Source organism: Mycobacterium sp. NGS29 (genome assembly GCF_059812965.1).
Window position 1 is genome coordinate 147,031 of sequence record NZ_JCALDR010000008.1, and the last position, 20,244, is coordinate 167,274.

General features: G+C 66.7%; 17 protein-coding genes. 9 read left to right on the top strand and 8 right to left on the bottom strand.

Annotation, left to right across the window (positions count from 1 at the left end):
• Genes AC5Y5Z_RS13755 through AC5Y5Z_RS13775 form a run of 5 tightly spaced genes read left to right on the top strand, consistent with a single transcriptional unit; the run spans position 1 to position 4,633 of the window.
• Positions 1-1,128, top strand: a complete 1,128-nt coding sequence (locus AC5Y5Z_RS13755) for an MlaD family protein (RefSeq protein ID WP_499925593.1) — start codon at positions 1-3, stop codon at positions 1,126-1,128.
• Positions 1,125-2,129, top strand: a complete 1,005-nt coding sequence (locus tag AC5Y5Z_RS13760; RefSeq protein WP_473139829.1) for an MlaD family protein — start codon at positions 1,125-1,127, stop codon at positions 2,127-2,129. Before AC5Y5Z_RS13755 ends, AC5Y5Z_RS13760 begins: the two co-directional genes overlap by 4 nt.
• Positions 2,126-3,091, top strand: a complete 966-nt coding sequence (locus AC5Y5Z_RS13765; protein ID WP_499925596.1) for an MlaD family protein — start codon at positions 2,126-2,128, stop codon at positions 3,089-3,091. The genes AC5Y5Z_RS13760 and AC5Y5Z_RS13765 overlap by 4 nt, the downstream gene beginning before the upstream one ends.
• Positions 3,088-3,756, top strand: a complete 669-nt coding sequence (locus AC5Y5Z_RS13770) for a hypothetical protein (protein WP_499925598.1) — start codon at positions 3,088-3,090, stop codon at positions 3,754-3,756. The genes AC5Y5Z_RS13765 and AC5Y5Z_RS13770 overlap by 4 nt, the downstream gene beginning before the upstream one ends.
• Positions 3,757-3,808: 52 nt before the next feature.
• Positions 3,809-4,633, top strand: a complete 825-nt coding sequence (locus tag AC5Y5Z_RS13775) for a CHAD domain-containing protein (protein WP_499925600.1) — start codon at positions 3,809-3,811, stop codon at positions 4,631-4,633.
• A 72-nt stretch (positions 4,634-4,705) separates the two neighbouring features.
• Here the strand turns inward: AC5Y5Z_RS13775 and AC5Y5Z_RS13780 are convergent, their stop codons facing one another.
• Together AC5Y5Z_RS13780 and AC5Y5Z_RS13785 are read right to left on the bottom strand one after the other, a co-directional pair.
• A complete protein-coding gene (locus AC5Y5Z_RS13780) occupies positions 4,706-5,170 on the bottom strand; it encodes a hypothetical protein (protein WP_463828594.1) in 465 nt (154 codons plus the stop codon).
• A 106-nt stretch (positions 5,171-5,276) separates the two neighbouring features.
• Entirely contained in the window at positions 5,277-8,381 is a 3,105-nt protein-coding gene (locus AC5Y5Z_RS13785) for a Kelch repeat-containing protein (RefSeq protein WP_499925602.1), read from the bottom strand.
• A gap of 125 nt (positions 8,382-8,506) precedes the next feature.
• Between AC5Y5Z_RS13785 and AC5Y5Z_RS13790 the strand changes: the two genes are divergently transcribed.
• Entirely contained in the window at positions 8,507-9,355 is an 849-nt protein-coding gene (locus AC5Y5Z_RS13790) for an arylamine N-acetyltransferase family protein (RefSeq protein WP_463828596.1), read from the top strand.
• Here AC5Y5Z_RS13790 and AC5Y5Z_RS13795 read toward each other — a convergent pair.
• The 5 genes from AC5Y5Z_RS13795 to fadD3 are packed head-to-tail and all read right to left on the bottom strand — an operon-like array spanning position 9,320 to position 15,045.
• On the bottom strand, positions 9,320-10,486 hold the full coding sequence (locus AC5Y5Z_RS13795) for a pyridoxal phosphate-dependent aminotransferase (protein WP_463828597.1): 1,167 nt from the start codon (positions 10,484-10,486) through the stop codon (positions 9,320-9,322). The genes AC5Y5Z_RS13790 and AC5Y5Z_RS13795 overlap by 36 nt on opposite strands.
• Positions 10,483-11,433, bottom strand: coding sequence for an acyl-CoA dehydrogenase IpdE2 (ipdE2, locus tag AC5Y5Z_RS13800; RefSeq protein WP_499925605.1), 951 nt, complete (start codon positions 11,431-11,433; stop codon positions 10,483-10,485). Before ipdE2 ends, AC5Y5Z_RS13795 begins: the two co-directional genes overlap by 4 nt.
• Positions 11,430-12,371 (bottom strand): acyl-CoA dehydrogenase family protein, encoded by a 942-nt coding sequence (locus tag AC5Y5Z_RS13805; RefSeq protein WP_463828599.1) that lies wholly within the window; start codon positions 12,369-12,371, stop codon positions 11,430-11,432. The genes ipdE2 and AC5Y5Z_RS13805 overlap by 4 nt, the downstream gene beginning before the upstream one ends.
• Positions 12,372-12,379: 8 nt before the next feature.
• A complete protein-coding gene (locus AC5Y5Z_RS13810; RefSeq protein WP_499925608.1) occupies positions 12,380-13,516 on the bottom strand; it encodes an acyl-CoA dehydrogenase family protein in 1,137 nt (378 codons plus the stop codon).
• Positions 13,516-15,045, bottom strand: coding sequence for a 3-((3aS,4S,7aS)-7a-methyl-1,5-dioxo-octahydro-1H-inden-4-yl)propanoate--CoA ligase FadD3 (gene fadD3, locus AC5Y5Z_RS13815; RefSeq protein ID WP_499925610.1), 1,530 nt, complete (start codon positions 15,043-15,045; stop codon positions 13,516-13,518). The genes AC5Y5Z_RS13810 and fadD3 overlap by 1 nt, the downstream gene beginning before the upstream one ends.
• A 103-nt stretch (positions 15,046-15,148) precedes the next feature.
• Between fadD3 and ipdE1 the strand changes: the two genes are divergently transcribed.
• Positions 15,149-16,297, top strand: a complete 1,149-nt coding sequence (gene ipdE1, locus AC5Y5Z_RS13820) for an acyl-CoA dehydrogenase IpdE1 (RefSeq protein ID WP_463828602.1) — start codon at positions 15,149-15,151, stop codon at positions 16,295-16,297.
• Positions 16,294-17,082 carry a (5R,7aS)-5-hydroxy-7a-methyl-1-oxo-2,3,5,6,7,7a-hexahydro-1H-indene-carboxyl-CoA reductase gene (gene ipdF, locus AC5Y5Z_RS13825; protein ID WP_463828603.1) on the top strand — a complete coding sequence of 263 codons (789 nt, stop codon included), beginning with the start codon at positions 16,294-16,296 and terminating at the stop codon, positions 17,080-17,082. The genes ipdE1 and ipdF overlap by 4 nt, the downstream gene beginning before the upstream one ends.
• 25 nt (positions 17,083-17,107) lie before the next feature.
• On the opposite strand, the gene AC5Y5Z_RS13830 is transcribed toward ipdF, so the two are convergent.
• Complete coding sequence (locus AC5Y5Z_RS13830) at positions 17,108-18,766, bottom strand: PPE family protein (RefSeq protein ID WP_499925668.1); 1,659 nt, start codon at positions 18,764-18,766, stop codon at positions 17,108-17,110.
• Positions 18,767-19,060: 294 nt separating this feature from the next.
• Here AC5Y5Z_RS13830 and AC5Y5Z_RS13835 point away from each other — a divergent pair, with 294 nt between their 5' ends.
• Entirely contained in the window at positions 19,061-20,197 is a 1,137-nt protein-coding gene (locus tag AC5Y5Z_RS13835) for a hypothetical protein (RefSeq protein ID WP_499925612.1), read from the top strand.
• The last annotated feature ends 47 nt before the right edge of the window (positions 20,198-20,244 follow it).

Here is a 20,244-nt window from a genome sequence, read left to right on the forward strand (position 1 = left end):
ATGACGAAGAAGTCCGCCTGGATCGGGGCCGCCGCGGTAGTCCTGGTGGCCGTTGTCGCCGTCGTCACCGGCGCCACGATGGTGGCGCCCACCACCAGGACGTTGTGCGCGGAATTCACTGATGCCGTGGGGCTTTACCCGGGGAACAAGGTGCAACTGCTGGGCATCGATGTGGGTTCGGTGACCAGGATCACCAACACAACCGACCACGTCCAGGTCGACTTCACCGTACCGGGCGACCTCGACCTGCCGGCCGACGTCGGCGCGCTCACCTATTCTCAGTCGATCGTCGCCGACCGGCACGTCGAACTCACCAAACCGTACGCTGCCGGGCCGAAATTCGCCGGCTCGCAGTGCATCCGGCTGGAGTCCACTAAAACACCGATCAGCGTGAGCCAAACCTTCTCTGCCGTGGACAAACTCGCCGGTGCGGTGTTGGGAACGTCCCCGGGCCAGGATCCGATGCATGCACCGGGTGCTGAGGCGATCAACGAGAGTCTGGGTGCGCTGAGTCGCTCGTTGGAGGGCACCGGGCCGGGAATCAACCAGACCTTGCGCGATCTGGTCACTCTGATCGGCGACCCCAACCACGCCGATGCCGAATATCGCCAATTGCTGTCCAACAGCGAGGTTCTCACCTCCGACCTGCTGCAGCACTGGGACACCTTGGCCGGTGTGCTGCAGACACTGCCGGAGAGCCTGCGGATGATCGAAGGTCTGTCGACCGGGTTCGGTACGGCGCTGGCCCACCTTGCGCATTCGTTGCCGTTATTGGTCGATGCGCTGAATCGGTTCGGCCCCAGGGCCTACAACAACATCGGAGACAAGCTGATCCCGTGGCTGCGTGATGTGCTCACCGCCTACACCCCGCAGATCGTCGGTCTCATCAACGCTCTGCCGCCGATCACCAGTTGGATTGCGACGCAGTACCAGCCGGCCTGGGGAACCCACAATGTCACCTACCTGCCACCACAGGTGTCGGTGTCGCCGGCACAGGCCGACGCCATTTGCAGCGTGTTACAGCAGCGCAGGACACCGGGCGCCGAGGTGGCCTGTGCGCCCGGCGCCACCTCCGAGGCGGCCGCTCTGGGGCTGACCGATCTGCTGCTCGGGGCGGCGGTCTCGTGAAGCGGCGGATCCTGACGGTGTTGGCGTGCACGGTGATCGGCCTGTTGCCAGGTTGCTCGCTGGACCCGAGCCGATTGCCGGTGCCCGGCGCCTTTGTGCCGGAGGACAAGTACACCATCAAGATCGAGTTCTCCAGCGTGCTGAATCTGCCGGCCAGGGCCAAAGTCGATCTGGGCGGAGTGCAGGTGGGAGTCCTGGACCGGGTCCGGTTGGTGGGCCGCACCGCGGTGGCCTACGTCGAACTCGACAAGAACATCAGGGTGCCGAAGAACACCCGGGCCGAGTTGCGTCAGGCAACGGTGTTGGGAGACATCTACATTGCGCTGTTACCGGAGCAGAATCCGGCCGCTGCCGCACTGCACGATGGCGACACCATACCGCTGCGCAACACCGTCCCCGCCGACAATATCGAGGACGTGTTGCGATCGGTGTCCACCCTGGTCTCCGGCGGCTCGCTCGGCACGCTCGAAGAATCCGTCGTCAACTTCAACACGGCGTTCTCCAAGGACCCGGCCGAGTTGGACCGGATGCGCGACAAGCTCGCCGCAATGCTGCACGACCTGGCAACCAACCAGGGCACTATCGACGAAATCCTGACCGGGACGCAGCGGGTCAGCGCCGAACTACTGGCCGACACCGGGGCATTCGACCGGTTGATCAACGAAGGACCGGTACGACTGCGAGCGATGTCGGCGGTGTTGCCCGGCATCGTTGCGCTGCTGGTCTGCGCCCAGGATCTCGGTCGCTACGGGGGACAGTTGTTGGTCCCCAACACCCCCGACCTCCTGCAGATGCTGTCCTACATCACCCCGACGGTGCGGACCATCGCCTCGGCCGATATCACCTTGCCTGCCATGGCCGACAAGATGATCGCTCTGATCCGCGACCGCCTGATCCCGTTCTACAGCAGTGGTGGGCCCAGGCTCAGCGTGTCGGTCACCCCCAGAACTCGTGCGGACGAGGCGATCTCAGTGCTGCAGTCGATGGGGATGCTGCCATGAAGTTCAACGCCGTTGTCACCTCAGCGATCCTCGCGGTCGCGACGCTGCTGGGTGCGGGGTATTTGACGTTCGGTGTGCTCGGCGCCGAGCCGACGGCCCAGCCGTGCCGGCTCACCCTGTTGCTGGACAACTCCGGTGGCCTGATGCCCACCTCGCAGGTGACCATGCGTGGCATCCGGGTCGGCAGGGTGGCCGGAATCCACACCACCGCAAGCGGATTGACGGTGTCAATTGATCTGGATCGCCATCATCCGATTCCGGCCGACAGTGGGATCAGTATCCAAAACCTGTCGCTGGTCGGCGAACAGTACATCGACTTCACACCCAAGCGCCTCGCCCCGCCGTACTTCAGCGACGGTACCGTGATCCCACCCGGCCGGGTGGCCGCCGCGGTTACGGTCAGTGACCTGCTCAATAAGGCCAATGCGCTGCTCTCGGTGCTCAATCCGACTTACGTCAACACCATCGTCAGCAACGTGTCGGAGGCGTTCGCCGGTAACGATGCCGCCGTCGACTCGCTGGCGGCCACCGCGGCTGCGGCCGCCAACATGGAGAGCGCGAACAAGCAGGAGCTGTCCACGCTGTTCGGCAATCTTGCGACGCTGACCGACAACCTCAGGGATCAGAATGTCGGCGGCGTGCTGAGTCGCAGCGGCAGGTTGCTGCCCGGTTCGTTGCTCGCACTGGCGCGGCTGACCCGAGATGTGGACGCCTACGCCCACACCGGGGACGGTGCCTTCGCCCCGGGCGCTCCCATTCCCACCCTGGTGGCCAACCTCAAGCAGTACCTCGAGATGTTGTCGGGGCCGTTGAGTACCTTCGCTGCGGCATTGGAGCCGGCGACCGCGCCGTTGCGCGGATTCAAGGTCGACGCTGGGCATTTCGTCGACATTTGGGAATCCACTTTCACCGATGCGGGCGCGGTCCGCGTTCAGGTGACCGTCCCGGAAGGACACCGATGAGTACCGTGACCGAGGAGATCGTCGAGGACGTCGCTGACACCACGGCCGATGAGGTCGAGGAGTCGGGGGTGCCCGCCGCGCAGCCGCGGCCGCAGCCGCAGCAGAGAAGAGTGCGCAGGTGGATGCTGGTCGTCGCGGTCGCTGCGGTGGCGGTGGCCGGATGGCTCTGCTTCGACAAGTACCGAGCGGTGTCCGCTCAGCTGGCCGGGATGCGGCACAGCGCGGCCGATCGGGATGCCGCGGCCAACCTGGCCCGGGACTATGCGCTGAAATCGCTGACGTACACCTTCGAGGACCCCGACGCCTTCTTCCGCTCGGTCGAGGATGGGGTGTCGCAGTCGTTGAAGGACAAGTACGTCAACGCGAGCGAACTGCTCAGGGGGATCATGACGCAGGCGCAGGTCACATCGTCCGGCGAGGTACTCGCCACCGACGCCGTGGCCCAGCCCGGGCAGGTCTACCAGGTGGTGGTGTCCGCTGCGCAGACCACCCGCAACGTGCAGAATCCGAAGGCGCGGGTATCGGTCATCCTGCTGCAGGTCACGGTCAACAAAGCCGGCGACAAGTGGCAGGTATCCGATATCGGCCCGAAGACCGGCACTCACCTTGCCGCTGACCCGGCGGGTCCGGTGGGTCCGGGTCCGGGTCCGATGCCGGGTCGGTGAGGTCGGTCCGGCCGCAGGTTTGACCGGTGCGCGACTGGAAATGCGGTGGGGTATGCCCGGAAAACATGCCACCAACGCCCTTGTCGGATATCTGAGCACCCAGATCGACGCGGTGCTGGCCGGTGACACCGGTCTGCGCAGCGGGGCAGATCCCATCCACGACACCCGGGTGGCGATCCGGCGGCTGCGCAGCACGTTGCGCGTCTTCAGCAAGGTACTGGACAGTTCCGCGATCGGCGAGCTGGACGGGGAACTGAAGTGGTTCGCGGGCCTGCTCGGCGAGGTCCGCGACTGCCAGGTTCAGCTCGGCCGGTTTACCGCGGCGGTCGACGAGCTTCCCGCAGAGCTGGTGCTGGGTCCGGTCAAGTCACGGATCCGCAATGACCTCAAGGCCGTCGAGCTACCCGCCCGCACCCGGGTGGGCGAGGCGATGGAATCCGACCGGTATGCGGCCCTGCTGTCGGCGTTACTCGATATGCGGGCCAAACCACCTCTAGCACAAGATATTTCATCAAAGTCGCTGCAGCAGCGGGCGCGCCGGGCACAGCGTAAAGCGGACCGCCGGCTGGCATCTGCGGTGCGACAGGGGTCGGGGGAGTCGTTGCACCGAGCGCGCAAGGCCGCCAAGCGGGCCCGGTACGCCGCTGAACTGTGCCGGCCGTTGGACAAGTCGGCGAAGCGCACCGTCAAGCGCTACAAGCGCATTCAGTCGATACTGGGCGATCATCAGGACGCGGAGGTGGCCACCGGGGTGCTGCGTCGAATGGCGGTCTCGGCAGGGACCACCGCCGGCGAGAACGGCTTCACCTACGGGTTGTTGTACGCGCGCGAGCGGCAGGTCGCCGCCGAGTCCCGGCGGGCGGTCAAGCAGCTCTAGGCCGCATGGGTAACGCTGCTGCGAAAGGAGTTTGGAGGGAGTTTTCGCAGCAGCGTTACTTGACCGGGGAGTTCAGTTGCGGGCCCCACGGAAATGCTCGTCGTCCTGGTAATTTCCGGATTCGCCGGCCCACGCCTCTGCGCCGGTCGCCGCGGTGCGATCGGTGCGGGCTGCGTCCGGCTGCTCTACGCCGCCGGTCGGGTGCAGCTGCTCGGCGCGCTGCCACTGCTCGTCGAGTTTCTCGCGCGAGGTGGCCGCTTCGCTCTGGTGGGCGGCGGCGCGGTCCTGCAGTCGGGCCGCCTCGGCGGCTTTCGCCTCCGCCTCGGCCTGCGCCGCGCGCGCCTTGGCCGCAGTCTCTTCGGCGAGCGCCTCGCGCCGCTCCACCCGGGAAGTCTCCACCCGGGCCTGCTCGCGGATCTCCTCGGCCTGCTGCACGCGGCGGCGGCGTCTGGCCCTGGCCGCGAGGGCGGCGATCAGCGCGATCAAAGCGATGATTACCAGTGCGGCGATCACAATCCGGACGGTGTTGTCACTCATGATCAGCTCCGTTGCTCGATCGATCTGCGTGGTGTGGGCGAACGTCTGTAACGAGTCCCCATATTCCACAGAGCTAAAACAAGCGAACGCCGCACCCGGAACGGTGCTAATTGAAGTCGAGGGCCTCGACGGTCGCGGTGCCGCCTTCGTGGGAGGGGCGATTCGCCCCACCGATGACGTAGATGGTGTGGCCCACCGCGGCCACCGCCTCACCGTGCCGCGGGGTCGGCATCGGGGTCAGCGTCGACCATTTCGCCTCGGCCACGTCATAGGCCTCGACGACAGCCAGCACCTGGGTCGGTTCTTCGCCGCCCACGGCGACCACCCGCCCGTCGATGAACGTGGCGCCGTAGCTTCCGCGCGGTGTCGGCATCTCGACCAGCTTGGCCCAGCTCCCGGCCGCCGGGTCGAACCGCTCCAACGCCGCGGAATTCTTGTCGGCAGACAGGAACCGCCCACCGACGGCGTAGACGTAGGTGCCGTCCGACACCGCGGCCAGGTGCTCGCGCGGGGTCAGCATGTTGGCGGAGTCTTTCCACGACGTACCGTCGAAGACCTCGGTCTGAGGCACCAACTGCTTGGCGCTCTGCCCGCCCATCACGACGAGCTTGTCGCCGACCACCGCGGCCGCCGGTGCCGCCCGCGAATGGCTCAGGCTGGGTAACTCGACCCAGTTGTTGCCGCGCAACGCGAAGACCTTATTGGATGCGTCCGCGATGTTGTCGCTCGCGCCGCCCAGCACGATCACCTCACCCCGATACGTGGCCGCAGCCGCATGGTGCAGCGGTATCGGCAACGGAGGTCCGGTTTCCCAGACGCCGGTGCTCGGTTGGTAACTCTCGACGGTGGTCAGCACGCCGCCGTTGTACAGGCCGCCCATCAGCCAGATCTTGTCGTTGAGCACCGTCCACGCCATCATCAGCCGGGGGCTCTTGGCCGGGGGCAGGGTGCGCCATTGGGCCGCGGGTTGCGTCTTGCGAGCCGGCAAGGTCAGCGACTCCGCCGTGGACACCACCTGCTGATCTGTGGCGTCGGTCGACCCGCCGATCGCGTACACCGTCTTGGCCACCGCCGCGACCGCCATGCCGTGCCGGGCCGACGCCATGTCGGGCAGGTTGTCCCAAGACTTGGCGGTCAGGTCGAACACGGACACGCTCTTGAGCACCTGACCACCGGACAAACCGCCGGCGGCCACCAGACGTCCATCGGCGATGGCCACCCCCAGGTCACTCCGCGGCTGCGGCAGCGACGGCAGCGTGGTCCAGGTCTTGGCAACCGGGTCGTAGGCCTCGACGGCGGCCGAATCGGTGCCTGCACTGGCTCCGCCGACCACGTACATCAGCTTGCCGTCCGAGGCGGCGGCGGGCAGCTGCCGCGGCGTCGGAAGGGGGGTGCCCAGGATCCAGGAGTTGCCGTCGAAAATCTCGGTGGTGCTCACCAGTGCGCCGTTGGCGTCCACACCGCCGGCGACGATGATGCGGTCGCCGATCACTACCGCGGCCGCGGCCGCCCTGGGCTGCAACATCCGCGGCAGCTCCACCCAGTGGCTGTTGACTACACGCCAAACCTGGTCGCTGGCAACGGGTTTCGCGCCCGTCGTCTTCCAGCCGCCAAGTATCACCGGATTGCCCTGCCAGGTCACTGCCGAGGCACGCTGAATCGGGACGGGAAGGTCGTCGCCACCCTTCCATTCGTCGACGGCCGGGTCGTAACCCTCGTGCCGGGCGGTGACCGTGCCGTTGCTGCCGACGCCGCCGAAGATCCATATCGTGCCGTCGGACTGCGTGGTCGCTGCGGCATCGCGCGCGATGCGCGCATTGGTGATCGATTTCCACTGCACCGGCGCCTGGGTCGGCGGGTGGGACGACGCGTTCTCGTGTTTCTCGGCCTGGGGAAGCGCGATCAGGACGATGCCGGCGACCAACAGCAACGCCGCGGCAACCGCGGCCGCTATCAGCAGGCGGCGCTTGTTGGAACCCGGCGGCCCGAATCGTCCCGCCGTGCGGGCCGGTTCAGGGCGGTGTGGTGGCGGCGTGCCGCCGGTGCCGGCCGGCGGTTGGGCAGGTGCGGCGTTCGCGGTCCGCAGCACCTGCGCGGCCTCGGAAAACTCGTCCCGGCCAGGGTCGCCCTGGGAGGTGGGGGGCTGACCGATGAACGACGTCGGCCCGTCCTGGCGTGGGATCTGCCGGGTCGGCGAATGCATGTTCGACGTGTCCGGGCTGGGCGGCGGAGTCTGCCGGGTATCGCCGGTCGCGCCCGGCGGGGTCACCGACACGCCCGGGGTCAGTATTGCGGTGCGCCCGGTACCGTCCGGCGCGCTGGTGATGGCCATCGCGTCGGGCTTCAGGCCGTTGGCGCGCTGCGCGGCTTGCAACTCGCGTCCGAACGCCTCCGCCGACGACGGGCGTTTCGCGGGCTCGATCGACATTGCGTGCTCTATCGCCGCGCACACCGAGTCGGGGATTCCTTCGGGGCGCAGATCCGGGACGCCGCTGGAACTGATGCGCAGATACTGGGCGATGAGGTCTTCACCCTTCCTGCGCTCGTGTGCGGCATTGCCTGCGATCAGCGCGAAGATGGTGGCGCCGAGCGAATAGACATCGGAGACGACGGTCGCCTGGTTGCCGGTCATCACCTCTGGCGCGGTGTAGTCGATGGTGCCGGAGAAGAATCCCGTTGCGGTCTCGTAGCCACCCTCGATACGGGCGATGCCGAAATCGCTCAGTTGCGGTTCGCCGTAATCGTTGATCAGCACGTTCGCCGGCTTGATGTCGCGGTGCAACGTGCCGTTGCGGTGGGCGGTTTCCAGTGCCCCGCAGAGCTTTACACCGATCCGCAGCGCCTCGGGCCACGGAGTCGCACCCTCGTTGTGCAAACGTACCGCCAGGGAATCCGCGGCGTGATAGGGCATTACGATGTAGGGCCGGTTGCTGGTGGTGACCCCTACCCGCAGGATGTGGACGATATTCGGGTGGCCGGACAATCCGCCCATCGCGTAGCCCTCGCGCAGGAAGCGTTCCTGACTCTCCTGGTCGAAGGAAGACGGCAGCACTTTGACCGCAACGCTTCTTCCCAACGCCGTCTCCGAACAGCGGTAGATGACACCGGCGCCGCCGCGTCCGACCTGCTGCGCGTCTTCGAAGCCGGCCGCTGCCAACTCCGCAACGATCCCGCTGGCTGCCGCGCCCTCGGTAGGGGAGTCTTCAGGCATATCTCGGCGTTTCCCCTTCGCGGCGTTGGATGATGCGCGAGGTCAACAGTAGCGAACCAGTTCCTTGCGTAGGTACCGTTCCGGCAACTATCGCCCGGCAGGGTCGTGGGGGCCACAATGGCGGCATGGCACTGGATCTGACCGCGTACTTCGAGCGCATCGACTACCGCGGCGCTGCTGAGCCGACCCTGGAGGTCCTCGAACAGTTGATCGCCTCCCACACCCGGGCAATCCCGTTCGAGAACCTGGATCCGTTCCTGGGTGTGCCCGTGGACGACCTGAGCCCCGCGGCACTGGCTGACAAGCTGGTCCACCGGCGTCGCGGCGGTTACTGCTACGAGCACAACGGCTTGCTGGGATATGTGTTGGCCGACCTGGGTTTCAAGGTGCGCCGCCTGACCGGACGGGTGATTTGGATGAGGGCTCCGGACGCCCCGATCCCGGCGCAGTCCCACACCGTCCTGGCGGTGACCTTCCCCGGCTGCGCCGGCCCCTACCTCGTCGATGTCGGCTTCGGTGGCCAGACGCCCACCTCGCCGCTGCGGTTGCTGACCGGCGGTGCGCAGCAGACCAGGCACGAGCCGTACCGTCTGCAGGACGGCGGCGACGGACTCGTCCTGGCGGCCCGGCTGCGCGACGAGTGGCAGCCGTTGTACGAGTTCGCCACGAAGACCCGGCCGCCGATCGATCTGACGGTCGGAAGCTGGTATGTCTCGACGCATCCGTCGTCGCACTTCGTCACCGACTTGATGGCGGCCCGAGTCACCGAGGAGGGGCGGATGAACCTGGGCGGGCGCACGCTGGTCATCCACCGGCCCGGCGGCACCGAGAAGATCGACCTCGACGACGCGGCAGCGGTGGTGGACACCCTCGCCGCCGATTTCGGGATCAACCTCGGCGACCTGGACCGGGCCGCTCTCGAGGCCCGCATCGACGCGCTACTGGCGCGGGAGCCACGAACCGAGCCGGCGTAACGCCTCTTCGACGTCGCCGGTCGGTCCGGCGAACGACAGCCGGACGAAGGAGCTGCCCCGTGCCGGGTCGAAGTCGATACCCGGTGCGATCGCAACACCGGTGTCGCTCAACAATTTCGAACAGAACCGCAGCGAGTCGGCAGTGAAGTCGGAGACGTCGGCGTAGACGTAGAACGCACCGTCGGTCGGGGCCAGCCGGTCGAGGCCGATGCCGCGCAGTCCGTCGAGCAGCAGCGCGCGGTTCACCGCATAGTGCTGCAGATTCGTCTCGGCCTCAGCGGTCGATTCCGGGGTGAACGCCGACACCGCGGCGATCTGCGACAACACCGGCGGGCAGATGCTGAAGTTGCCGGTCAGACAGTCGACTGCGCGGCGCAGTTCGGCCGGCACCAGCAGCCAGCCCAACCGCCAGCCCGTCATCGCGTAGTACTTGGAGAAACTGTTGACCACCACGGCATTTCGCGAGGTCTGCCAGGCCGAACTGGTCTGCGGCGCCCCGTCGTACACCAACCCGTGGTAGACCTCGTCACTGATCAACCGCACGCCGGTGTCGTCACACCAGGATGCGATCGCCGCGAGTTCCTCCGGCGGGATCACGGTGCCGGTCGGGTTGGCCGGACTGGCGACGATGACGCCCTGCACCGGCGGGTCCAGCGCGGCCAGCATCTGGGCAGTGGGCTGGAACCGGGTCTCGGGTCCGCACGGGATCTCGACCACTTCACATCCCAATGCCGACAGGATGTTTCGGTAGCAAGGGTACCCGGGACCGGCCATCGCGACCCGGTCGCCCACGTCGAAGCAGGCCAGAAACGCCAGCAGGAAGCCACCCGAGGATCCCGTGGTGACGATCACCGCATCCGGCTCAACCGAAATACCGTGACGCACTTGATAATCTGCCGCTATCGCGGCCCGCAGCTCGGGAATGCCCAGCGCTACGGTGTAACCCAACTGGTTGCGATGCAAGGCCGCGGCGGCCGCGGCGCGCACCGGTTCCGGGGCACCCACGCTGGGTTGGCCGGCCGACAGATTCACTAGGTCGCCGTGCGTGCGCTGGCGCTCGGCGGCCGCCAGCCAGACATCCATCACGTAGAACGGTGGGATGCCTGCGCGCAGCGCGACGTGCCGGGTCACGATGCCGGCAGAACTTCGGATTCCAAGCCGCGCAGAATGTCTCGCGTAGTGCTCAGCAACTGCGCACTGCCGTGGGCGCGTTTGAAGTACAGATGCATATCGTGTTCCCAGGTGATCGCGATCCCACCGTGCAGCTGAATAGCCTCGGCCGCCACCATGTTCAGCGCCTCGGTCGCGGCCAGTCTGGCCGTGGCGGCGTTGACGGGTGTGGGCTGGTCGCATGCCTCGTTGACCACGGCCTTCGCGGCGGCGACGGTGACGTACAGGTCCGCCATCCGGTGCTTGAGCGCCTGGAAGCTGCCGATCGGGCGGCCGAATTGCACGCGGCTCTTGGCATATTCGACGGTCAGGCCCAGACACCGCTCGGCAGCACCGATCTGTTCGGCCGCCAGCAGAATGGCCGCGAAGTCCGCCAGACCCGGATCGGCACCCAGGTCGGCGGTGTCCGTGGGGGTCAGGCGCGCCAGTCGGCGAGTCAGATCCATGGTCGTCACCGGTTCCGCGCTGAACTCGGTCCACCTGCTCACCCGGCCGTCGGCGGCGGCCACGACGACGTCGGCGACGTCACCGTTGACCACGTAGTCCGGGTCGAGCACCAGCGCCCCGATCGAGCTGCCGTCGGCCAGCGCCGCCAGCGTCTCGGCATCGGGTTCTGCCGCGGCCAGCAGCGCGAGCTCGGCCAGGGTGGTACCCCACAGCGGGGACGGCACCAGCGCGCGGCCCAGCTCCTGCAGCACCGTGGCGGCATCCGCCAGTTCGCCGCCCGCGCCGCCGAGTTCGTCCGGGACGACCAGCGCGGCGGCGCCGACCTGCTCGCACAACAACTGCCACAGCGACTCGTCGTAACCTCGTTCGGACTCGATCGCCGCCCGCACGGCGGCCGGGCCGGCGTGCTTGCCCACCAGTGCGGCGACGGTGTCGCGCAACATCTCGCGTTCTTCGGTCATAACGCCTCCAGCACTCGTCGCCGGTGCGATCGCGGTGTACCCCAGGCCGATCGCAACGCCTGCACCCGCAACAACAACAGCGATAGGTCGTGCTCCTGAGTGAAACCGATGGCACCGTGGGTCTGCAACGCCGAGCGTGCGGCCAGCAGACCAGCCTCGGCCGCTGCCGCTTTGGCCGCGCTGACGTCGCGGGGCTGCATCGACAGCGCCGCGCCGTACACCAGCGGCCGGGCCAGTTCGACCGCGATGTGCACGTCGGCAAGCTTGTGCTTGATCGCCTGATACGAGCCGATCACACGGCCGAACTGGGACCGCTGTTTGGCGTAGTCCACGCTGCCGGCCAGCAACGCCTCAGCCGCACCGACCAGCTGCGCCGCGGTGGCCAGCGCGCCGAACTCGAAGGCCCGGTCGACATCCGCCGGCCAGGCGTCCCCGGTGGCCGTGACGTCGAACAGGCGACGGCTGGGGTCCACGGACTCGTGGCGTTCGCCGGGGGTCGCTTCGCTGACGTCTTGGTCCACCATCAGCACCAGCCCGGCGACGTCGGCGTCGACCGCCCGCGGCACCTGTGGCGGCAGCGCGACGGTGGCGATCAACTCGCCGGCGGCCAGCCGGGCGGAGCGCTCGGCTTGAGCATCGCAGGCAAGCAATACCGGTGCGACGGCGATGGATTCGGTGACCGGGCCGGGCACACACCAGCGTCCGAGGCGCTCACACGCCACCACCAGATCGACCGGCGATGCGTCGATGCCGTCGTACTTCTCCGGCACCATCAGCGCGGTGACGCCGAGGTTGGCCAGCTGCTCCCACACCTTCAAGCCGGGTTTGGCATCGCCTGCGGCCCAGGCGCGCACCGCGCCCGGGAGGTCCGCGGCGCCCAGGGCGGCGTCGATGCTCGCGGCGAAGTCACGCTGCTGTTCGTCGAGGATGAATTCCATTGGCGTTTCTACCCCTTCTTTTCTCGAGGCAGGCCGAGCAGGCGTTCGGAGATGATGTTGCGCTGAATCTCGTTGGTGCCGGCGTAGATCGGGCCGCCGAGGGCGAACAACAGGCCTTCGGTCCACGGTCCGGCCAGTTCGCCGTCGGCGCCGCGCAGATCGAGTGCGGTCTGGTGCAGTTGCACGTCCAGGTCGGACCAGAACACCTTGGTGACAGACGACTCCGCGCCCAGTTCGCCTCCCGCTGCCAGCCGGGTGACGGTGCCGAAAGTCTGCAGCCGGTAGGCCTGCGCCTTGATCCAGCCGTCGGCGACCCGGTCGGCGAACTCCGGTGGTGCGCCGCTCTCCTTCCACAGCTGTACCAGCCGTTCGGCGGCGGCCAGGAACCGGGCCGGGCTGCGCAGCGACATGCCCCGTTCGTTGCTCGAGGTGCTCATCGCGACGCGCCAGCCGTCGTTGGGCGTGCCGATCACGTCCTCGTCGGCAACGAAAACGTCGTCGAGGAAGATCTCGCCGAATCCGGTGTCACCACCCAGTTGGACGATCGGGCGTACCGTCACCCCCGCGGCCTTGAGGTCGAACATGAAGTAGGTCAGCCCTTGATGGCGCTGGGATTGCGGATCGGAGCGGAACAATCCGAATCCCATCTCGGCGAACGGCGCGCGGGAGCTCCAGATCTTCTGCCCGTTGAGCAACCAGCCGCCGTCGGTCCGCGTCGCGGTCGACCGCAACGACGCGAGGTCGCTGCCGGACTCGGGCTCGGACCAGGCTTGTGCCCAGATCTGTTCGCCGCTGGCCATTTTCGGCAGAATGCGGTCCAGCTGCGCTGCGGTGCCGTGCGAGAACAGCGTGGGTGCCAGCATCGAGGTGCCGTTGGCGCTGGCCCGGCCGGGTGCTCCGGCCCGGAAGTACTCTTCCTCGTAGACGACCCAGTGCAGCAGTGGGGCGTCGCGGCCGCCGTACTTCTCCGGCCAGGTGATCACCGACAAACCGGCATCGAACAGCACTTTGTCCCAAATGCGATGTTGGGCAAAGCCTTCGGCGTTGTCGTAGGACTTCGTCGGGATCGAGTCGCGGTTGGCGGCCAGGAAATCGCGCACCTCGGCCTGAAACTCCTGGGTCTGTTCGTCCAGTTCTAGATCCATCACGTCATCTCTCGCAGTTGTGGTTTGACCACCTTGCCGCCTGGGTTGCGCGGCAACGCGTCGACGAACCGCACCGAGCGCGGTATTTTGAAATTCGCCAAATGCGCACGGGTGTAGGCGATTACCGACTCCTCATCCAGATCGGCACCGGGCCGCGTCACAACGAAGGCGCGGCCCACCTCACCGAGTCGCCGGTCAGGGATCCCGATGACGGCGGCGTCGGCGATCCCGTCCATGCGGGCCAACACCTGTTCGACTTCGGCCGGATAGACGTTGAACCCGCCACAGATGTACATGTCCTTGAGCCGGTCGGTGATGCGCAGGTTGCCGGCGTCATCAACGGTGCCGATGTCGCCGGTGTGCAGCCAGCCGTCGGCGTCGATCGCGGCCGCGGTCGCCGTCGGATCGTCGAGGTAGCCCAGCATCACGTTGGGACCGCGAAGCAACACTTCACCGCTGTCGTCGATGCGTAGCTCGAAGTCGGCGAACGGGCGCCCACAGGTGGTCGCCACGGTCACCGCGTCGTCCTCAGGCCGGCAGGCGGTGCCCATGCCGTTGGCTTCGGTCAGGCCGTACGCGGTCAGCACGATGTCGATGTCGAGTTCGGACTGCATGCGTTCCACCAGCACCACCGGAACGGTCGCCGCGCCGGTCACCGCGAACCGCAGCGAACTCAGGTCGTAGTCGGCGCGGGCCGGGTGGTCGAGCAGCACCTGATAGATGGTCGGCGGCCCGGGCAGCACGGTGATGCGGTGCCGCTCGATGGCCTGCAGCGTGCGCAGCGGATCGAAGGTCAGGTGCGGGATCAGCGTCGCGCCGGTCTGCAGGCAGGCCAGGATGCCCGCCTTGTAGCCGAAGTTGTGGAAGAACGGGTTGATGCACAGATAGCGGTCCGCGCTGGTGATCTTGCCGTTGGCGGCCCATGCTGCCGATGCCGCCAGCGACTGCCGGTGCGCGCACAGCACACCTTTGCTGCGGCCGGTGGTCCCGGAGGTGAACAGGATGTCGCTGACGTCGTCGGGTGTGACGGCCGAGGCGCGCCCGGCTGCCTCGCGGACCGCCGCGGGGTCGTCACCGTGGGCGATGAATTCCGCCCAGGTGCCGTCGGACTCGTCGATTCCGATGCGCACGATGTGACGCAGCGCGGGCAGTGCCGCACGATCGAGATCCGCGGTTCGGTCAGTGCCCAGGAAGCGGCCGGCGGCGAACAACACCGGAGCGTCGGTGCGGGCCAGTATGTCGGTGGCTTCCTCGGCGGTGTAGCGCGTGTTCAGCGGCACCATCGCGGCGCCGACGTGGTGAATGGCCAGGCAGGCCACCACCCAGTGCCAGGTATTGGGCGACCAGATGGCTACCCGGTCCTTCGGTGCCACACCCAGGGTCACCAGTGCCGCGGCCGCCCGGCGCACTTCGTCCCGCAGGGCGGTCGCGGTGAAGCTGCGGTCGTCGGTGATCAGCGCGTCGTGATCGGGGTAGCGGCGGGCAAGGTCGTCCAGCGCCGCCGGTATGGTCCGGGGATCGCTGGTCATCGACGCTCCTGTATCGATTGCCCGCCTGCTCAGCACACGGCCGCATCGCGGGCTGCGTCGCTAGGCTAACAAAGCAAGTGCTTGGTAGGTTAGCCTACAGGTTATGCAGGACGTCGAAGAGTTCCGGGCCGAGGTACGGCAGTGGCTCGCCGACAATCTGGTCGGCGAATTCGCAGCACTCAAGGGACTCGGCGGTCCGGGACGCGAACACGAAGCGTTCGAGGAACGCCGAGCCTGGAACCAGCATCTGGCCGCGGCGGGCCTGACATGTCTGGGCTGGCCGGTCGAACACGGGGGCCGGGGACTGTCGACCGCGCACCGGGTGGCGTTCTACGAGGAGTACGCGCTGGCCAACGCCCCGGACAAGGTCAATCACTTCGGCGAGGAACTGCTGGGTCCGACCCTGATCGCGTTCGGCACTCCCGAGCAGCAGCAACGCTTCCTGCCGCGCATCCTCGACGTCACCGAATTGTGGTGTCAGGGTTACTCCGAGCCGGGCGCCGGCAGCGATCTCGCCAACGTCGCGACCACCGCCGAGCTGGACGGCGACCATTGGGTGATCAACGGCCAGAAGGTCTGGACCTCACTGGCGCACTTGTCGCAGTGGTGTTTCGTGGTGGCCCGCACCGAGAAAGGCTCCAAACGCCACGCCGGGTTGTCGTATCTGCTGGTGCCGTTGGATCAGCCCGGTGTGGAGGTGCGGCCAATCATCCAGATCACCGGCACCGCGGAGTTCAACGAGGTGTTCTTCGACGACGCCCGCACCGAGGCGTCGCTGGTGGTCGGTCAGCCCGGCGACGGGTGGCGGGTCGCGATGGGAACGCTCACTTTCGAGCGTGGCGTTTCCACGCTGGGTCAGCAGATCGTCTATGCCCGAGAGCTTTCGAATGTGGCGGAGCTGGCACAGCGCACCGGTGCGGTGGACGACCCGTTCATCCGGGAACGGCTGACCCGGGCCTGGACCGGGCTGCGGGCCATGCGTTCCTACGCCCTGGCCACCATGGATGTGGAGCAGCCCGGTCAGGACAATGTGTCGAAGTTGTTGTGGGCCAACTGGCATCGCAGCCTGGGTGAGCTGGCGATGGATGTGCTGGGCAAGCCGGGACTGACCCTGGCCGACGGTGATTTCGACGAGTGGCAGCGGTTGTATCTGTTCACCCGCGCCGACACCATTTACGGCGGATCCAACGAGATCCAGCGCAACATCATCGCCGAGCGGGTGCTCGGCCTGCCTCGGGAGGTTAAAGGGTGAGCTTGGCCGAAGCGCCGAAAGAGATTGCCGGACACGGACTGCTGGACGGCAAGGTCGTGGTGGTGACCGCCGCTGCCGGCACCGGCATCGGATCGTCCACCGCGCGCCGGGCACTCGTCGAGGGCGCCGACGTGCTGGTCTCCGATCACCACGAACGGCGCCTGGGTGAGACAGCGGACGAGTTGACGGCGCTGGGGCTGGGCCGGGTCGAGCATGTCGTGTGCGACGTGACGTCCACCGCGCAGGTCGACGCCCTGATCACCACGGCGACAGCGCGATTCGGTCGGCTCGATGTGCTGGTGAACAACGCCGGACTGGGTGGTCAGACGCCGGTGGCCGATATGACCGACGAGGAATGGGACCGCGTCCTGGACGTATCGTTGACGTCGGTGTTCCGCGCCACCCGGGCGGCGTTGCGGTACTTCCGCGACGCGGACCACGGCGGCGTGATCGTCAACAATGCCAGCGTGTTGGGCTGGCGGGCGCAGCACTCGCAGTCGCACTACGCTGCCGCGAAAGCCGGCGTCATGGCGTTAACCCGTTGCAGCGCAATCGAAGCCGCCGAGTACGGAGTGCGGATCAATGCGGTCTCGCCCAGCATTGCGCGGCACAAGTTCCTGGACAGGACGTCGTCTGTGGAACTGCTGGACCGGCTGTCCGCCGGGGAGGCATTCGGGCGCGCCGCGGAGCCGTGGGAGGTGGCCGCCACCATCGCATTCCTGGCCAGCGACTACTCGAGTTACCTGACCGGGGAAGTGATTTCGGTCTCCAGTCAGCACCCCTGAACCGTGGCGCCGCTCTCGGGCGTCGTCAGAACGGGGTGTTCAGCAGTCCGGCGATGCTGAACAGGCCCGCCATTTGCGAACCCATATTCCATAACCCGGTGGTGAAGCCGCTGACGAGGTCCGAGTTCGGTTCGGGTACCGCGGCATTGAAGAAGCCGGAGACGCGGCCGTTCTCACCCAGCGTGGGGTCTGCGCCGCCCGCCGAATTGAAGAAACCCGACATGCTGCCGTTCACCAATCCGCCGGAGGCCCTGTTGTTGAAGCCACTGACGTTCAGACCCGTATTACCGAATCCCGAGGTGGCGGCGCCACTATCGGTGATAACCCCGACGCCGGTGTTGGCGTTGCCGGAATTGAAGAATCCGGTGTTGGTGTTGCCCGAGTTTCCGTCGAAGGTGTTGTAGTCGCCGGAATTGTCCATCCCGGTGTTGAGTACGCCCGCGTTCGCGAAACCGGTGTTCAATCCGCCGGAGTTACCGAAGCCCGTATTCAACACGCCTGAGTTGCCGATGCCGAAGTTTCCGCTCGCCGAGTTTCCGAAACCGATGTTGCCGAAACCGGAATTGCCGATGCCCAGGTTGCTCAGACTGCCCGGGGCGTAAGGGTTGCTGCCCGTGTTGAACAGGCCGACGTTGCCGCTGCCGGAATTGAAGAAGCCGATGTTGTTGGATCCTGAGTTGCCGAAGCCGATGTTGCCGCTGCCGGAGTTCAGGCCGTGGAAGGTGAACTGTCCGGTGGACAGGTTGTAGTACGCATTGCCGATGCCGATCAGTCTGTTGCCGTCGAGGCCGAAACCGATGTTGTACTCGCCGTTGTTACCGGCGCCGATGTTGGCGGTGCCGTTGTTGCCGAAACCGAAATTGAAGTTGCCCCAGTTACCGGCGCCGGCGTTGCCGCCTTTGTCAAAACCGACACTGAGATTCCCGAGTCCGAAATTGCCCGCGCCGGTGTTCCCGAAGCCGACGTTGCGGTCGCTGTAGTTTCCGCCGCCGATGTTCGCGTTGCCGTTGTTGCCCCCGCCGACGTTCGAGTTGCCTCGATTGCCGTTGCCGAAGTTGCCGGCACCGGTGTTGCCGCTGCCGACGTTGCCGCTGCCTCGATTGCCGACGCCCAGGTTGAAATCCTGCGCACTGGCCACAAGCCGGCCGATACCGGGCAGTTCCGACAGCGTCTGCTGCCAGGACGACAGCTGTGCGACCGCCGCGGACGCAGCGCCGTGGTAGCCGAGCATCGCGGTGACGTCGGCGGCCCAGAACTCCTGGTAGATTCCCTCGACTGCCGCGATGGCCGGAGCATTGAGCCCGAAGATGTTGGAGCGGAACAGGTTCAGCATGGTGTTGCGATTTGCTGCGATCAGCTGGGGATCGATGGTGGCCGCCTTGGCCGCTTCGAAAGCACTTGCCACCGCGGTGGCTTGGGCGGCCGCGACGGTCGCCTGTGCCGATGCCGAGTTCAGGAGCGTCGTGTACTGAGCCGCCTTGGCGGCCATGGCGATAGCTGCCGGACCGTGCCATACCTGTCCGGCCAGGTTGGCGGTCACCGAGCCGAAAGATTCCGCGGCGGAGCCCAGTTCGTCGGCCAGTCCGCACCATGCGGTGGCCGCTTCCAGCATCGGCGCCGCTCCCGCTCCGGCGAACATCCGCAGTGAATTGATCTCCGGCGGCAACGTCAGGTACAACACGATTCCGGCCCTTCCTGTGTCGGAGCAACTGTGGACTGACTGAGCAAAATTCGACCCGGGAGAACATACGACGCGACGAACGGATTGTGTGGTGTTTCGCGGAATTGGCGCCGCCCGGTCGACAATGCGCGACCGAACGTCGCCTCGCACCGTGACGGCCGGCCACCGGCGGCCGGATCGAGCGCGGAATAACCGCAACGAGACGACTTAGGATCAGCCGAGGCCTGGCATTGGTTACGGGCCGTTCAACGGGGGATGCACATAGCTGATGAGCAACGCTGGGAAAGAAGGTTTGTGGTGACTACGGGTCCATGGGGCCAGGCCCCAAATCCCGCTGACGGTGCGACCCAGGCCGGTTGGCAGCTGCCGCAGCCCGGGTCCGCGCCGCCGGTGCCGCCCCCTCCGGCGTGGCCGGGGCAGCCGCCGTCGGGCTACCAGCAGTGGCCGTCGGGTCCCCAGCATTTCGGCCAGTTCGGACCACCGGGCCCGCGCAACCGAAAGCCGCTCATCATCGCCCTGAGTGTCGCCGCCGCCGTCGTCGTCGTGGTTGTCGTGTTCGTCGTGATCGCGGTGGTGTCGTCCGGAAGTGACGGCAGATCGGGCAGCGCCGGGGACGCGGTGAAGGGATACCTCGAGGCACTGGCGCGGGGCGACGCGGAGACGGCCCTGAGCTACGGCAGCGATCAGCCGGGGTCGAAGGAATTCCTCACCGACGAAATCCTCAAGAAGCAGATCGCGCATTGGCCCATCACCGACATCAAGATCCTCGGCGACTCCGGTGCGCTGAGTTTCGGCCAGGTTCACGTGAGCGCGAAGTTCGGCGAGAACATCTCCGATGTGACGTTGTCGACCAAGAGGTCCGGCAAGGAATGGAAGATCGATCAAGCGGCGATCAAGATCGACACGGTCAGTTCCGTCGACAACAAAGCGTTCGAGACCTTGACGTTCTTCGGAACCGCGGTCGGCAAGTCGCCGGCGTATGTGTTCCCAGGCTGGGTGAATGCGGGCAGCACCAACGCGAATGTGGCAGTCAAGCTGAAGAAGCCGTACCTGCTCGACAGTCTGTCCACCGGCAGTTTCGGCAGCTTGGATTTCGAGCTGAGCGATTCCGGGCAGTCGGCGATCATGTCAGCCATATCGGCGCAATTGACTCAGTGCACGCGGTCCGCGCAATTGGCGCCGCCCGGCTGCCCACAGCGGGCACGCGATTACGACCTGGTCGACGGCACCGTGGTCTGGGGTAAGCCGGACGTGAGTGGTCTGAGCGTAGCGTTCTTCGACCAATATCATTTGGACGCACGGGTTTCCGGGGACGTCATCTTTCCGCTGACCGCCCAGACCAAGGCCGGCGGGACCAAGTCAGGTCAGGTGCGCTCCTACGTGAGCGCGAAAGCTGACGTGTCGCAGAGCCCACCCGTGGTGACGATGCGCTGACCCCCTCGCGGGGAGGCCCGTTGGCCGAGCAAGCGCTTGGTTGATAC